Source organism: Vibrio sp. ZOR0018, assembly GCF_963865925.1.
Lineage (GTDB): Bacteria > Pseudomonadota > Gammaproteobacteria > Enterobacterales > Vibrionaceae > Vibrio > Vibrio anguillarum.
The window spans coordinates 34,384-47,999 of record NZ_CAWMCN010000138.1 but is presented as its reverse complement, the minus strand read 5'-3'; the positions used below and the strand labels follow the sequence as shown (position 1 = coordinate 47,999).

Annotated in this window: 13 protein-coding genes; 10 read left to right on the top strand and 3 right to left on the bottom strand. The window is 46.7% G+C overall.

Annotated elements, in window-relative coordinates; translation table 11 throughout:
• Positions 1-48: 48 nt before the first annotated feature.
• The 3 genes from pckA to hslR all read right to left on the bottom strand — a co-directional run bounded on the left by pckA (position 49) and on the right by hslR (position 3,308).
• Complete coding sequence (gene pckA, locus AACR75_RS16500) at positions 49-1,677, bottom strand: phosphoenolpyruvate carboxykinase (ATP) (RefSeq protein WP_013855443.1); 1,629 nt, start codon at positions 1,675-1,677, stop codon at positions 49-51.
• Between the two features lie 337 nt (positions 1,678-2,014).
• Complete coding sequence (gene hslO, locus AACR75_RS16495; RefSeq protein WP_013855441.1) at positions 2,015-2,890, bottom strand: Hsp33 family molecular chaperone HslO; 876 nt, start codon at positions 2,888-2,890, stop codon at positions 2,015-2,017.
• 31 nt (positions 2,891-2,921) lie between these two features.
• The gene (gene hslR / locus AACR75_RS16490) at positions 2,922-3,308 is read right to left on the bottom strand and encodes a ribosome-associated heat shock protein Hsp15 (RefSeq protein ID WP_026028320.1); all 387 of its coding nucleotides are present in this window, start codon (positions 3,306-3,308) and stop codon (positions 2,922-2,924) included.
• A gap of 337 nt (positions 3,309-3,645) precedes the next feature.
• On the opposite strand from hslR, the gene gspC reads away from it, so the two are divergent.
• The 10 genes from gspC to gspL are packed head-to-tail and all read left to right on the top strand — an operon-like array spanning position 3,646 to position 13,609.
• Complete coding sequence (gene gspC, locus AACR75_RS16485; protein WP_228376488.1) at positions 3,646-4,542, top strand: type II secretion system protein GspC; 897 nt, start codon at positions 3,646-3,648, stop codon at positions 4,540-4,542.
• Between the two features lie 38 nt (positions 4,543-4,580).
• The gene (gene gspD, locus AACR75_RS16480; RefSeq protein ID WP_047688031.1) at positions 4,581-6,614 is read left to right on the top strand and encodes a type II secretion system secretin GspD; all 2,034 of its coding nucleotides are present in this window, start codon (positions 4,581-4,583) and stop codon (positions 6,612-6,614) included.
• A complete protein-coding gene (gene gspE, locus AACR75_RS16475; RefSeq protein ID WP_047688029.1) occupies positions 6,611-8,110 on the top strand; it encodes a type II secretion system ATPase GspE in 1,500 nt (499 codons plus the stop codon). Before gspD ends, gspE begins: the two co-directional genes overlap by 4 nt.
• A complete protein-coding gene (gspF, locus tag AACR75_RS16470; protein ID WP_017045694.1) occupies positions 8,110-9,330 on the top strand; it encodes a type II secretion system inner membrane protein GspF in 1,221 nt (406 codons plus the stop codon). Before gspE ends, gspF begins: the two co-directional genes overlap by 1 nt.
• Positions 9,331-9,380: 50 nt before the next feature.
• A complete protein-coding gene (gene gspG, locus AACR75_RS16465; RefSeq protein ID WP_010319321.1) occupies positions 9,381-9,824 on the top strand; it encodes a type II secretion system major pseudopilin GspG in 444 nt (147 codons plus the stop codon).
• A gap of 34 nt (positions 9,825-9,858) precedes the next feature.
• On the top strand, positions 9,859-10,437 hold the full coding sequence (gene gspH, locus AACR75_RS16460; protein WP_017045696.1) for a type II secretion system minor pseudopilin GspH: 579 nt from the start codon (positions 9,859-9,861) through the stop codon (positions 10,435-10,437).
• A complete protein-coding gene (gene gspI / locus AACR75_RS16455; protein WP_047688027.1) occupies positions 10,421-10,783 on the top strand; it encodes a type II secretion system minor pseudopilin GspI in 363 nt (120 codons plus the stop codon). Before gspH ends, gspI begins: the two co-directional genes overlap by 17 nt.
• On the top strand, positions 10,770-11,423 hold the full coding sequence (gspJ, locus tag AACR75_RS16450; RefSeq protein WP_047688025.1) for a type II secretion system minor pseudopilin GspJ: 654 nt from the start codon (positions 10,770-10,772) through the stop codon (positions 11,421-11,423). The genes gspI and gspJ overlap by 14 nt, the downstream gene beginning before the upstream one ends.
• A complete protein-coding gene (gene gspK, locus AACR75_RS16445; protein ID WP_047688023.1) occupies positions 11,410-12,429 on the top strand; it encodes a type II secretion system minor pseudopilin GspK in 1,020 nt (339 codons plus the stop codon). The genes gspJ and gspK overlap by 14 nt, the downstream gene beginning before the upstream one ends.
• A complete protein-coding gene (gspL, locus tag AACR75_RS16440) occupies positions 12,398-13,609 on the top strand; it encodes a type II secretion system protein GspL (protein WP_047688021.1) in 1,212 nt (403 codons plus the stop codon). The genes gspK and gspL overlap by 32 nt, the downstream gene beginning before the upstream one ends.
• Positions 13,610-13,616 lie beyond the last annotated feature (7 nt).

Sequence of the window (13,616 nt, the reverse complement as noted above, 5' to 3'; positions counted from 1 at the left end):
AACAAAAAAAGCCCCTTATCAAAGGGGCTTGCTACTGACTTATCAGTTTTAGTCGAGTTGTGGGCCTGCGGCCACTAATGCTTTACCTTCTGCGTTATCAGTATACTTGGCAAAGTTATTGATAAAGCGCGAGGCGAGATCTTCGGCTTTGCTTGTCCATTGTAGAGGATCCACGTAAGTATCGCGTGGGTCGAGAATGGTTGGGTTCACACCAGGTAGTGAGGTTGGCACTTCAAGATTGAAGATTGGAATATGCTTGGTTGCTGCCTTCTCAATCGAACCATCTAAGATAGCGTCAATGATGGCGCGGGTATCTTGAATCGAGATGCGTTTACCGCTGCCGTTCCAACCAGTGTTGACTAGATAAGCTTCAGCACCAGCTGCTTCCATACGTTTTACCAGCACTTCGGCATATTGTGTTGGGTGGAGCGTTAAAAACGCTGCGCCAAAACAGGCTGAGAAGGTTGGTGTTGGTTCGGTGATGCCACGTTCAGTACCCGCTAGTTTTGCCGTAAAGCCAGACAAGAAGTGATACTTGGTTTGTTCTGGAGTCAATTTAGAGACTGGTGGAAGCACACCAAATGCATCCGCGGATAGGAAGATCACTTTATTGGCGTGACCACCTTTCGATACAGGCTTAACGATGTTTTCGATGTGGTAGATAGGATAAGAAACACGAGTATTCTCGGTTTTAGAACCATCATCAAAGTCAATCGAACCATCGCTACGTACTGTGACGTTTTCCAGTAGCGCATCACGGCGGATCGCGTTGTAGATGTCAGGCTCGGCTTCTTTGGAGAGCTTGATGGTTTTCGCGTAGCAACCGCCTTCAAAGTTAAAGACACCATCATCATCCCAGCCGTGCTCGTCATCGCCGATTAACGCACGTTTTGGATCGGTAGAGAGTGTGGTTTTTCCTGTGCCAGATAGGCCAAAGAAAATCGCCACATCGCCATCTTTAGCCATGTTGGCTGAGCAGTGCATTGAAGCAATACCTTGCAGTGGAAGGAAGTAGTTCATCATTGCGAACATCCCTTTCTTCATTTCACCGCCGTACCAAGTACCGCCGATCAACTGCATTTTTTCCGTTAAGTTAAACACAGTAAAGTTTTCTGAGTTCAGGCCTTGCTCTTGCCATTTGTCATTGGTGCATTTGGCACCATTCATGACCACAAAATCAGGTTCGAAGTTAGCTAGCTCTTCTTCTGTTGGGCGAATGAACATGTTTTTGACGAAGTGGGCTTGCCACGCCACTTCAGTAATGAAGCGCACGCAAAGGCGCGTATCTGCGTTGGCACCACAGTAACCGTCAAGAACGAATAGACGTTTAGCGGATAGTTGACGACCCACTAGTGCTTTTAGATCATTCCATACTTCTTGGTTAATCGGTTTGTTATCGTTTTTCGCTTGTTCAGATGTCCACCATAGGGTATCGCGTGTGGTGTCATCTTTGACAATGAATTTATCTTTTGGTGAGCGGCCTGTAAAAATGCCAGTATCAACGGCAACAGCGCCAAGTTCAGTGACGACGCCTTTTTCGTAGCCTTCAAGGTCTGGGCGAGTTTCCTCGGCAAATAACAGTTCATAGCTTGGGTTGCGAACCACTTCGACTACGTTGGTTATTCCGTATTTGGTCAGGTCTAGTTGTGCAGCCTTTGTATGTTCCATAACGGTCATAGGTGCTCCTTGTAAGAGATTTTGTAGGGATTTTGTAATAATGTTTGTAATTGTTATCTGCTCACCATGCTAGCAACGGGTGGGGGATAAAACAGGGACACAGTTCAAAAATTGCCCATGACACTCCTGTGGTTTTAGGTGTCCCGTCACATATTGGCGCAACTATTTTATCGCGTACGCAAACCTTTGCGCTAGATCAATAAGATTAATACTTTTAAAAAAATAAGTACGCCATTCTGTTTGTTTAAGGCTTGATTTTGCTGGGTTTTGATCACAAAAAAAGCCAGCATAAAGCTGGCTCTGATACGTTTTCTTCGTGCTTGTTAATTCATGCAAATTAATGAATTGTGTCGCTTCCTGAGGAGGCTTGTGCGTAGAGTGTTGCGATCTCAGCCTCTTCAAATGAGTAGTTGGTGCCACAGTAATCACAATGTAAAGAAACGGATCCTTCAGACGATAAAATGTCGTAAATTTCCTCTTTGCCTATTGTGATGATGGCCGCCCCACTGCGTTCACGTGAACAACCACAATGGAATTCCACGGGTTGTGGGGTGAACAACTGAACTTTCTCTTGGTTATACAGGCGATACAACAGATCAGTGGCTTCTAAGGTGAACAGCTCTTCGTTTTTTACGGTGTTAGTTAACTGCTCTAAGTGCTCAAAATCATCGGGCGTACCCGTTCCATCTGGAATAGTTTGCAGTAACATGCCAGCGGCACAGGCTTTTCCATCTTGCGTACCAATGCGTATCCAAAGGCGTGTTTTCAACTGTTCAGAGCGGATGAAGTAACCTTCCAGCACTTCCACTAAGTTATCACCCTCTAAACCGACCACACCTTGGTAGCGCTCGCCTTTCTTGGGTTCGATAGTGATAACTAAATGACCTTTACCCATCAAAGTGTGTAGGTCGGCATCATCGGCAATATCGCCTTTCCAGCGTGCGACACCACGCACTTTCTGTTCATTATCACCATTGATAACGACTAAGGAAACTGGGCCATTGCCTTGCAATTGCATAGTAATTGAGCCTTCAAACTTCAGCGTTGCGGTTAGCAAGGTCGTTGCGACGAGCAGTTCGCCCAAAAGTTTTTGTACTGGGGCTGGATATTCCTGGCTCGAAAGGATGTGTTGATACGCGTCGTCTAATTGTACCAACTCGCCACGTACGGATAGATCTTCAAATAAGTAGCGATTTAAAATGTTATTTGCCATTTAGCTATTTCCTCGGAACATGGTCCAGCTTTTATTGATGTTTAAATTTAATGATGTCACGACGCTCTTTTTTGTCTGGTCTGCGTTCGGGGCTTGGGTTGTGTGCGTTGAGCTTACGTTGCTCGGCATGATGGGCACGTTTGGCGATGCTTGCTGCGGTTTCCGAATACAGGGTTTGTGCTTCTGGCGCGCTGCGCCTTTGCCCTAACAGATTGATCACAGTGACGATTTTCTCTTCTTGGCCTTGGCGTAAGGTAATCGTTGCCCCAAGCTCGACAATTTTACTTGGCTTGGTGCGTTGGCCATTATAATGGACTTTACCACCATCGACCATACTGCGTGCGATCGACCGCGTTTTATAAAATCGTGCTGCCCATAGCCATTTATCCAATCTTATTTGCTCTGTCGCAGAACTCATACTACAAATGTGCCTCAAAGGGAGTTAGTCTTGTACGTTTTATGGCCTTTACAATGGTGTTTTGGTTCCAGATTTTCAAGCTACCCGACAAAATAATGTCAGTAAAAATGACGAGAATGTCTCCTATGATATATTAATGTGTTTTTGTAGCGCGATCTTCGCGGTCTTATGTATCTGTTCCATTTAAATGGAAGCATAGTTTAAATGAAATGGAAGTATAGTTTGAGGCCAATCCGCCGGTTTTCGTCTGGCTAACGGCTCATGAATGTGAAATATCATGGTTGAAGTAAGAAAATATCAGTAAGGACATCTTTTGAGGCGAATCGATTTTAGCAGTATGACCTCATCTCGCTTATGGCAAGCAGGTTTGCTACAAAAAATACCGCAATGGCAGAAACAAATCAGCCAATTTCTTACCTTAGTATTGCTGGTCACGTCGGCTTGGATTCTAGGAAAAATGGTGTGGCTGATTCAGCAAAACGCGGTTGATATAACGCCTTGGTCTCCAAGAGCAATCGCATCAACGCCGAATGCGGCGCGTTCGCTTGATCTCTCTTCTTTACAACAAGGAAGTTTATTTGGTCGCTATAGCGAGCAGAAGGTCGAAGCCGCACAGCCTGTGGTCAAAGATGCACCTAAAACCAGCCTTAGCTTATTATTGGTTGGGGTGGTGGCTAGCAATGAACCGAGTAAGAGTCTAGCGGTAATCGCAAATCGTGGCAGTCAATCGACCTATGGTGTTAACGAAGTCATTGAAGGAACCCGTGTCAAATTGAAAGCGGTGTTCAATGATCGCGTTATTATTGATAACTCAGGGCGCGATGAAACCTTGATGTTGGATGGAATTGACTATCATAAACCGAGTGTAGCAACGCCTGAGCGCGTTGTTGCGTCGAATGTGCGTGGTAATAACCCAGCGTCTGCAGAAGAAAAGTTGGATGACATTCGCGCCGCTATTGCCAGCAATCCGCAAGAAATCTTTAAATATGTACGCCTGTCGCAAGTGAAACGTGATGACAAAGTGCTTGGATACAGAGTGAGCCCTGGGCAATCTCCTGAGTTGTTTGAGTCGGTAGGGCTACAAGATGGCGATGTCGCAATCGCGTTAAACGGTCAGGATTTAACGGACCCGGACGCCATGAATAAGATTTTTCAGTCAGTCTCTGAGTTAACCGAAATGAACTTAACAGTCGAAAGAGACGGGCAATCCCATGACATTTATATCCAATTTTAGACAGACTGATGCATGAGCATGAGTTTAGGGAGTAAGACGTGAAGCATTGGTTAAACAAAACGACGTGGTTATTGATGGGTGGCTTGTTGTCATCGCCGTTAGCCATGGCAAACGATTTTAGTGCCAGCTTTAAAGGCACCGATATTCAAGAATTCATCAATATCGTGGGCCGTAATCTTGAAAAAACAATCATTGTTGATCCTTCCGTTCGGGGGAAGGTTGATGTCCGCAGCTATGACACACTTAATGAAGAGCAATACTACAGCTTCTTTTTGAATGTATTGGAAGTGTATGGTTTTGCCGTGGTGGAAATGGACAACGGCGTGCTCAAAGTGATCAAGTCGAAAGATGCCAAAACGTCTGCGATTCCTGTCGTTGGCGATGAAGGAAAAGAGAACGGTGATAGCGTGATCACGCGCGTTGTTGCGGTGCGGAATGTTTCGGTACGAGAGCTTTCACCTTTGCTGCGCCAGTTGATCGATAACGCAGGAGCGGGCAACGTAGTGCATTATGATCCGGCGAACATTATTTTGATTACAGGTCGTGCTGCGGTCGTCAACCGTTTAGCCGATATCATCAAACGAGTTGACCAAGCCGGTGACAAAGACATCGAAGTGGTGGAACTAAGTAATGCATCTGCCGCTGAAATGGTGCGTATTGTGGAGGCATTAAACAAAACCACGGATGCCAAAAATACTCCAGAGTTTTTGCAGCCTAAGCTGGTGGCCGATGATCGTACCAATTCGATTTTGATCTCAGGTGATCCTAAAGTCCGTGAACGCCTAAAGCGATTGATCACTCAGCTTGATGTCGAGATGGCAACCAGAGGTAATAACCGCGTCATTTATCTTAAGAATGCGAAAGCGGAAGATTTGGTTGATGTGTTGAAAGGGGTGTCTGACAACTTGCAGGCCGAAAAACAGTCTGGGCAAAAAACAGGGCAAAGTTCACAACGCACCGAAGTGATGATTTCAGCACATGCACCGACCAATTCCTTAATTGTTACCGCTCCGCAAGACATCATGAAAGAGCTAGAAGATGTGGTTGCGCAGTTGGATATTCGTCGCGCTCAGGTATTGATTGAAGCGCTGATTGTTGAAATGGCCGAAGGGGATGGCATCAACTTAGGCGTGCAATGGGGCTCACTCGACAACGGCTCTGTGATTCAGTATGGCAACGCGGGCGCGCCAATCGGTAAGGTAATGATTGGTTTAGAAGAAGCCAAAGATAGCGTTGAGAAAAAACCGATTCGAGATAGCTCAACAGGCGCAATAAAATACTACGAAGAAACAACGAAGAAAGGGGATTACTCTACTTTGGCGTCAGCGCTCGGTGCGGTCAATGGTGCAGCCATGAGCTTAGTGATGGGCGACTGGACCGCGCTGATCAGCGCCGTGTCGAGTGACTTCAACTCGAACATCTTGTCATCACCGAGTATTACGGTGATGGATAATGAAGAAGCCTCCTTCATCGTGGGCGAAGAGGTGCCTGTTTTGACGGGTTCGAGCGCGGGCGCAAATAACGATAATCCTTTCCAAACCGTAGAACGCAAAGAGGTCGGTATCAAGCTGAAAGTGGTACCACAAATCAACGAAGGCGACTCAGTTCAATTGAAAATTGAACAAGAGGTATCCAACGTATTAGGAGCGAATGGTGCCGTCGATGTCCGTTTTGCAAAGCGTCAATTAAACACATCGGTCATCATTCAAGACGGTCAAATGTTAGTGCTGGGGGGGTTGATTGATGAGCGCGCAGTCGAAAGTGAATCCAAAGTCCCACTATTAGGCGATATACCGGTTTTAGGCTATTTGTTCAAATCGACCAGTACCCAAGTTGAGAAGAAAAACCTGATGGTCTTTATTAAGCCGACCATCATTCGTGATGGCATGACGGCCGATGGCATCACTCAGCGTAAGTACAACTATATTCGTGCAGAGCAGCTTTATAACGCTGATCGTGGTTTGAAGTTGATGGCGAACGACAATATTCCTGTGCTGCCTAAGTTTGGCGATGAGCGCACCCATTCTGCGGAAGTACAAGCCTTTATCGAACAAATGGAAAAACAGCAATGACCGAAGTTTTGTCGCAACCTCACTACCGTCGTTTACCGTTTAGCTTTGCCAATCGTTTTAAATTGGTATTAGAGCTGGTAGAAGACAACGAGCTGCCGACGTTATTTTATGTCGCTCCGCTGGCTATCGAATCATTAGTCGAAGTGAAACGAGTCGTGAAACAGCCGCTCAACTTGGTTGAAATTTCACTGGCCGAATTTGAAAGTAAGTTAACCCAAGCTTACCAACGAGACTCGTCAGAAGCGCGACAATTAATGGAAGATATCGGTGCTGACAGTGATGATTTCTTCTCATTAGCCGAAGAGCTGCCGCAAAATGAAGATTTGTTAGAGTCAGAAAACGATGCGCCCATCATCAAATTGATCAACGCCATGCTTGGCGAAGCGATCAAAGAGGGCGCGTCGGATATTCACATTGAAACCTTTGAGAAAATCTTGTCGATTCGTTTTCGTGTCGATGGGGTACTGCGTGAAGTGTTAGCGCCGAGTCGTAAATTAGCGCCGTTGCTGGTTTCACGCGTCAAAGTAATGGCTAAGCTTGATATCGCTGAAAAACGTGTACCACAAGATGGACGCATTTCATTGCGCATTGGCGGCCGAGCGGTCGATATTCGCGTGTCAACCATGCCTTCGTCTCACGGTGAGCGTGTGGTGATGCGTTTGCTAGATAAAAACGCCACGCGCTTAGATCTGCACAGTCTAGGAATGACGGCCGCCAACCACGAAAGCTTCCGTCAATTAATCAAACGACCGCATGGCATTATTTTGGTGACGGGCCCAACCGGTTCAGGAAAATCCACCACCTTGTACGCTGGCCTGCAAGAGCTCAACAGCAACGAACGTAATATTTTAACCGTGGAAGACCCGATTGAGTTCGATATTGATGGTATCGGCCAAACTCAAGTCAATCCTAAAGTGGACATGACTTTCGCGCGAGGATTACGTGCTATTTTGCGTCAAGACCCGGATGTGGTCATGGTTGGGGAAATTCGTGATTTAGAAACCGCGCAGATTGCGGTGCAAGCGTCTTTAACCGGACACTTGGTGATGTCGACTTTGCACACCAATACCGCCATCGGTGCGATAACACGTTTGCGCGATATGGGAATTGAACCCTTTTTGATCTCATCATCGCTGCTTGGCGTATTGGCACAACGCTTAGTGCGTACCTTATGTCCAGATTGCAAAGAGACCTACCAAGCAGACAATGAGCAGAAAAAACTGTTCAATTGTAAGAAAAAAGAGTCGCTGACACTGTATCGTCCGAAGGGCTGTGACAAATGCAATCACAAAGGGTATCGAGGCCGAACGGGTATACATGAATTGTTGCTGATTGATGATGAGGTACAAGCCTTAATTCATAGCGAAGCCGGAGAGCAAGCGATTGAAAAAGCGGTGCGGGCGAAAACACCGAGCATTCGTGATGACGGGCTTGATAAAGTGCTGAAAGGTATTACCTCACTTGAAGAAGTGATGCGAGTGACGAAGGAAGCATAATGGCGGCATTTGAATATAAAGCGCTCGACGCCAAAGGCAAACAAAAAAAGGGTGTTATTGAGGGGGACCATGCTCGGCAGGTTCGCCAGCGCTTAAAAGAGCAAGGGCTTATACCGATTGAACTCATTGAGACGCAAGCGAAAGCGGCTCAGCGTGAGCAATCGCCTTTGAGTTTTAAGCGCGGTATCAGTACACCGGATTTAGCGCTCATTACTCGCCAGTTATCCACTTTAGTGCAGTCAGGCATGCCATTGGAAGAGTGTTTGAAAGCGGTATCTGAACAATCGGAAAAGCCGCGTATTCGCACCATGTTGGCCGCTGTTCGTTCCAAAGTGACCGAGGGTTATACCTTGTCAGACAGCTTGGGTGATTATCCACATATCTTTGATGACCTGTTTCGTTCGATGGTTGAAGCGGGCGAAAAATCAGGTCATTTGGATTCGGTGCTTGAGCGTTTAGCGGACTATGCTGAGAATCGCCAAAAAATGCGTTCCAAGTTACAACAAGCGATGATTTATCCAGTGGTGTTGGTGGTGTTCGCGGTGTGTATTGTGGCTTTTTTGCTGGCGGCTGTGGTGCCTAAAATCGTCGGGCAATTTGTCCAAATGGGGCAAGAATTACCGAAGTCGACTCAATTTCTACTCTCCTCAAGTGATTTTATCCAGCATTGGGGTGTCCAATTGCTGGTGCTATTGGTGATCTTGATTTATCTCGTCCGATGGTTGCTAAGCAAGCCGAATTTGCGGTTGAAGTGGGATAAAAAAATCATCGGCATGCCGTTGATTGGCAAAATCACTCGCGGTCTCAATACTGCGCGTTTTGCGCGAACTTTGTCTATTTGTACCTCCAGTGCGATTCCTATTTTGGATGGGATGCGTGTGGCGGTGGATGTGATGTCCAATAAATACGTCAAGCAACAAGTGTTGTTGGCGGCTGACAATGTTCGCGAAGGGTCGAGCTTGCGTAAAGCGCTTGAGCAAACCAAGTTATTTCCACCGATGATGCTGCATATGATCGCCAGTGGTGAACAAAGTGGTGAGCTCGAAAGTATGCTGACGCGCTCGGCCGATAACCAAGACGCGAGTTTTGAATCGACGGTCAACATCGCATTAGGTATTTTTACCCCGGCATTGATTGCATTGATGGCTGGGTTGGTACTGTTTATCGTGATGGCGACCTTGATGCCGATTTTAGAAATGAATAATTTAATGAGTCGTTGATCATGACTGAATTCTGCAATGATAACGACCAAACTATGTTGGAGATTGGAATGAGAACAAAAACAAATAAACAGTCGGGCTTTACTTTGCTTGAAGTGATGGTGGTTGTGGTTATTTTGGGTATTTTGGCGAGTTTTGTGGTGCCTAATTTGCTCGGTAATAAAGAAAAAGCTGACCAACAAAAAGCGATTACCGATATTGTCGCACTCGAAAATGCGTTGGATATGTATAAATTAGACAACAGCGTGTACCCAACGACAGATCAAGGCTTAGAAGCGCTAGTGACCAAGCCGTCGAATCCTGAGCCACGCAACTACCGCGATAACGGTTATATTCGCCGTTTGCCAAATGACCCTTGGGGCAACCCTTATCAATACTTAAGCCCTGGTGATAACGGTACGATTGATATCTTCACGCTAGGTGCTGATGGTCAAGAAGGTGGCGAAGGCGCCAGTGCCGACATAGGCAACTGGAACATGCAAGATTTCCAATAAGAGAGAGGGCGGCCTTAGCCGCCCCATTTATCTGATGCTATCTCAACGCGGTTTTACCCTACTCGAAATACTGCTGGTGCTCGTGCTGCTCTCGCTCAGTGCTGTGGCCGTTATATCGACGCTACCTAGCACGAACAACGATGATGCGAAACAGTACGCGATGAGCCTCTATCAGCGTCTACAGCTGAGCAATGAAGAAGCCATTCTCAGTGGCAAAGATTTTGGTTTGCGGGTCGATGAAAAAAAATCGCATCTGGTTTTCCTATCGATGGAGGACAAGGGATGGCAGCCGCTAGAGAGCAAGAAAATGGCTTCACAGCTCCAGTTGCCGGAGGGGTTATCTCTCCAGTTTGAGCTGGGAGGAAGTGCATGGAAAAACGATGATCGACTCTTCAAACCGGGCAGTCTGTTTGATGACGATAAGTTTGCTGATGAAGGCGAGCAAAAAAAACAATTACCACCACAGGTGTTTATTTTATCGAGTGGTGAGCTGACCCCTTTTGTCCTGAGCATCCATCTTAATCAGCAAGATGCAGAGCAAGGCTGGCGAGTGGTAGTGAAAGAAAACGGGGAAATCACGCTGTTCGCTCCGGGAGATGCGATTGATGGGTAAACAAAAAGCGATGACGCTGTTAGAAGTCTTGGTGGCGCTGGCTATTTTTGCCACCGCTTCCATCAGTGTGATCCGTTCGGTCAGCCAACACATCAATACCGTGAGTTATTTGGAAGAAAAAGCGTTTGCCGCCATGGTGGTCGATAACCAGATGGCGCAAGTGATGCTTACTCCTCAAAACGTACAAGCGAAAAATGGCAGTGAGGTATTGGCGGGCCGAACCTGGTATTGGAAAGTCACTTTAGTACCTACTGCGGATAATTTATTGAAAGCTTTTGATGTCAGCGTGGCTAGTGAAAAAGAAGGATCACCTTTGGTGACAGTGAGAAGTTATGTCGCCAAATAAACAAAACAAAGGCTTTACCCTGATTGAAGTGCTGGTGGCGATTGCGATTTTCGCTAGTTTGAGCGTTGGTGCTTACCAAGTATTGAACCAAGTCCAGCGCAGTAATGAGATTTCAGCCCAACGTAGCCAGCGTTTGAACGAATTGCAGCGCGCCATGGTGTTAATGGATGGCGATTTTCGGCAGATGGCAACGCGTCAATTTCGCACCAATGGTGAAGAGCCAAGTCAACAGATGCTGATTTGGAAAGAGTACTTGCTCGACTCCGATCAAAAAGGAGTGCTGTTTGCACGATTAGGTTGGCATAACCCACAGCAGCAATTTCCACGCGGGGAAGTCACTAAGGTCGGCTACCGAATTAAGGAGGGCGTGTTAGAGCGTATATGGTGGCGTTATCCTGATACTCCTGCAGGGCAAGAAGGGATCATCACGCCATTGTTACATGATGTTGAGTCACTATCGCTGCGCTTTTATAACCAAGATAAATGGAGTGAAGAGTGGACTGATGCCTTGAAAATCCCACAGGCGGTGGCCGTGAAATTGGCGCTGAAAGATTATGGCGAGATTGAGCGTATCTACCTTACTGCTGGTGGTGGCATCAATTCGACCAATAAAGAGGCTGATAATAATGGCGCACCCTAATCGAGCCCAACGCGGTGTAGCGTTAATCGTTATCTTGCTGTTGTTGGCGATTATGGTGTCGATTGCCGCAACCATGTCCGAGCGTTTATTCACACAGTTTCAAAGAGCGAATAATCAAATTAGTTACCAGCAAGCCTATTGGTATAGTGTGGGTAGTGAAGCTTTAGCCAAAGTCGCTATCGAGCAGAGCTACAAAGACAACGAAACGATTAACTTAAGTCAACCTTGGGCGATGAAAGAGCAAACGTATCCATTGGATTACGGCACTTTGAAAGGGCGCATACTTGATAAACAGGCTTGTTTTAACCTGAATGTACTCTCGAGAGCCAGACCTGCGGCAGGGAGTGTCGAAAAACCCTATTTAGTGCAAGTGTTGCAACGGTTATTGGAAGAGCTTGAGGTCGACAGCTATCAAGCCGAAGTGATTGCCGATTCGGCTTGGGAGTATATTGATGGCGATTCAGATGTGCAGTCCTCTTATGGCGTAGAAGACAACCAGTATGAATCAATGTCTCCTGCTTATCTGGCGGCGAATAGTTTACTTGCGGATAACAGTGAGTTGCGCGCGGTTCAGCAGGTGAGCGGTGATGTAATGAATAAAATAGCGCCTTATATCTGCACTCTCCCCACTGATGATTGGCGTTTGAATATCAATACATTGGAACCCGATCATGCCAAGTTATTGGTGGCGATGTTCAGCCCGCACTTAAGTGAAGGGGATGCAAAAAACTTACTCGAGAGCCGACCATTTGATGGTTGGGCTTCGGTAGACAATTTTCTCGCAGAGGCCGCATTGGCTGCTGTGGAGAGCAAAGTGAAAGAAGAAGCGAAACAGTACCTAGCTGTCGATAGTGCTTATTTTGAACTGGATGCTCAAATCTTGGTTGATGACTCGCGAGTTCGTATTCGCAGTTTATTGTTTAGTGATAATAGAGAAACCGCAACGGTCATACGCCGTCGCTTTGGAGGGATCAGTGAGCGAGTTTCTGACCGTTCGGCTGAGTAGTCAACAAGACGCTGAAATACCTTGGCTGGTGTGGTCAACACAGCAGCAAGAAGTGATTGCCAGCGGTGAAATATCCGGATGGGAGCAGCTATCTCAGCTCTCTAGCTATGCGGCTGAACGCGCCACGATTGTGCTGCTCGCTGCCAGTGATTTAGTTCTGACTGAGGTCGCGATTCCATCAGGGGCGGCTCGTCGCTTAGAGTCAATGTTGCCTTATCTAATCGAAGATGAGATCGCACAAGATGTGGATGAGCTGCATTTTTCAATTTTGCATAAAACCGCTTCCACTGCTTACGTTGTCGGGGTGGATTGTGCTTGGTTGCGTACCCGCTTAGATGAGCTCAAAGCCGCGGGTTTTGACGTGAAAAAGGTATTACCGGATGTGTTGGCTATCCCTGCATCAGAGGGGTTGTCGGCACTGCAGATCGGCCAAGAATGGTTAATCCGTAAAGGTGAGTATTTAGGGGTGAGCATTGAACCGCAGTGGTTAACGCTGTTTAGTGCGTCAGAGTGGGTCAAGCAAGAGGGGCACTATTTACCGCTAGAGGCGTATACCCAGCTCCCTGAGCTGACACTGGCTGAAGAACAACATTGGCAACAAGCCGAGCCTCATTTAGTCATGGCGCTGCTGACTCAGCAAGCGATAGCGAGCAAAGTGACTTTACTGACGGGAAGTTTTAAAACCAAGTCCTCGTTTTTGAAGCATTGGCAAGTATGGCAAAAATGCGCATTAGCGGCCGCGGTGTTGATTGTAATTTCAACCAGCCACCATCTTTTGCAAGCTGGGCACTACGAAGCGCAAGCCGATGCTTATCGAGCGGAGAGTGAACGTGTTTTTCGCGCGGTTTTCCCTGATAAACAGAAAATACCCACCATCAGTTACCTGAAAAGACTGATGAATGATGAAGCGGCTCGGCTCTCTGGCGGCGAAGCCAATGGTTCGATGTTGGAGTGGTTGTCGAAGTTGCCCAGCAGTGTCGGCAGCGTACCGAACATGCAGTTGCAAAGTGTTAAATATGATGGCAATCGGGGTGAAATTCGCCTTGAAGTTCAAAGTAATGATTTTGAAAGCTTTGAACAAGCGCGCCTTAAATTGGAAAAACAGTTTGTGGTTGAGCAAGGGCAGTTAAACCGCTCGGGTTCTGTAGTTAATGGTACCTTCATACTGAAAAGCCAGTAAGGTGAGT

Coding starts and splice junctions, on each gene's coding strand:
- pckA (WP_013855443.1), bottom strand. CDS start 1,677: ATGACCGTTATGGAACATACAAAGGCTGCACAACTAGACCTGACCAAA.
- hslO (WP_013855441.1), bottom strand. CDS start 2,890: ATGGCAAATAACATTTTAAATCGCTACTTATTTGAAGATCTATCCGTA.
- hslR (WP_026028320.1), bottom strand. CDS start 3,308: ATGAGTTCTGCGACAGAGCAAATAAGATTGGATAAATGGCTATGGGCA.
- gspC (WP_228376488.1), top strand. CDS start 3,646: ATGACCTCATCTCGCTTATGGCAAGCAGGTTTGCTACAAAAAATACCG.
- gspE (WP_047688029.1), top strand. CDS start 6,611: ATGACCGAAGTTTTGTCGCAACCTCACTACCGTCGTTTACCGTTTAGC.
- gspF (WP_017045694.1), top strand. CDS start 8,110: ATGGCGGCATTTGAATATAAAGCGCTCGACGCCAAAGGCAAACAAAAA.
- gspG (WP_010319321.1), top strand. CDS start 9,381: ATGAGAACAAAAACAAATAAACAGTCGGGCTTTACTTTGCTTGAAGTG.
- gspH (WP_017045696.1), top strand. CDS start 9,859: ATGCTATCTCAACGCGGTTTTACCCTACTCGAAATACTGCTGGTGCTC.
- gspI (WP_047688027.1), top strand. CDS start 10,421: ATGCGATTGATGGGTAAACAAAAAGCGATGACGCTGTTAGAAGTCTTG.
- gspJ (WP_047688025.1), top strand. CDS start 10,770: ATGTCGCCAAATAAACAAAACAAAGGCTTTACCCTGATTGAAGTGCTG.
- gspK (WP_047688023.1), top strand. CDS start 11,410: ATGGCGCACCCTAATCGAGCCCAACGCGGTGTAGCGTTAATCGTTATC.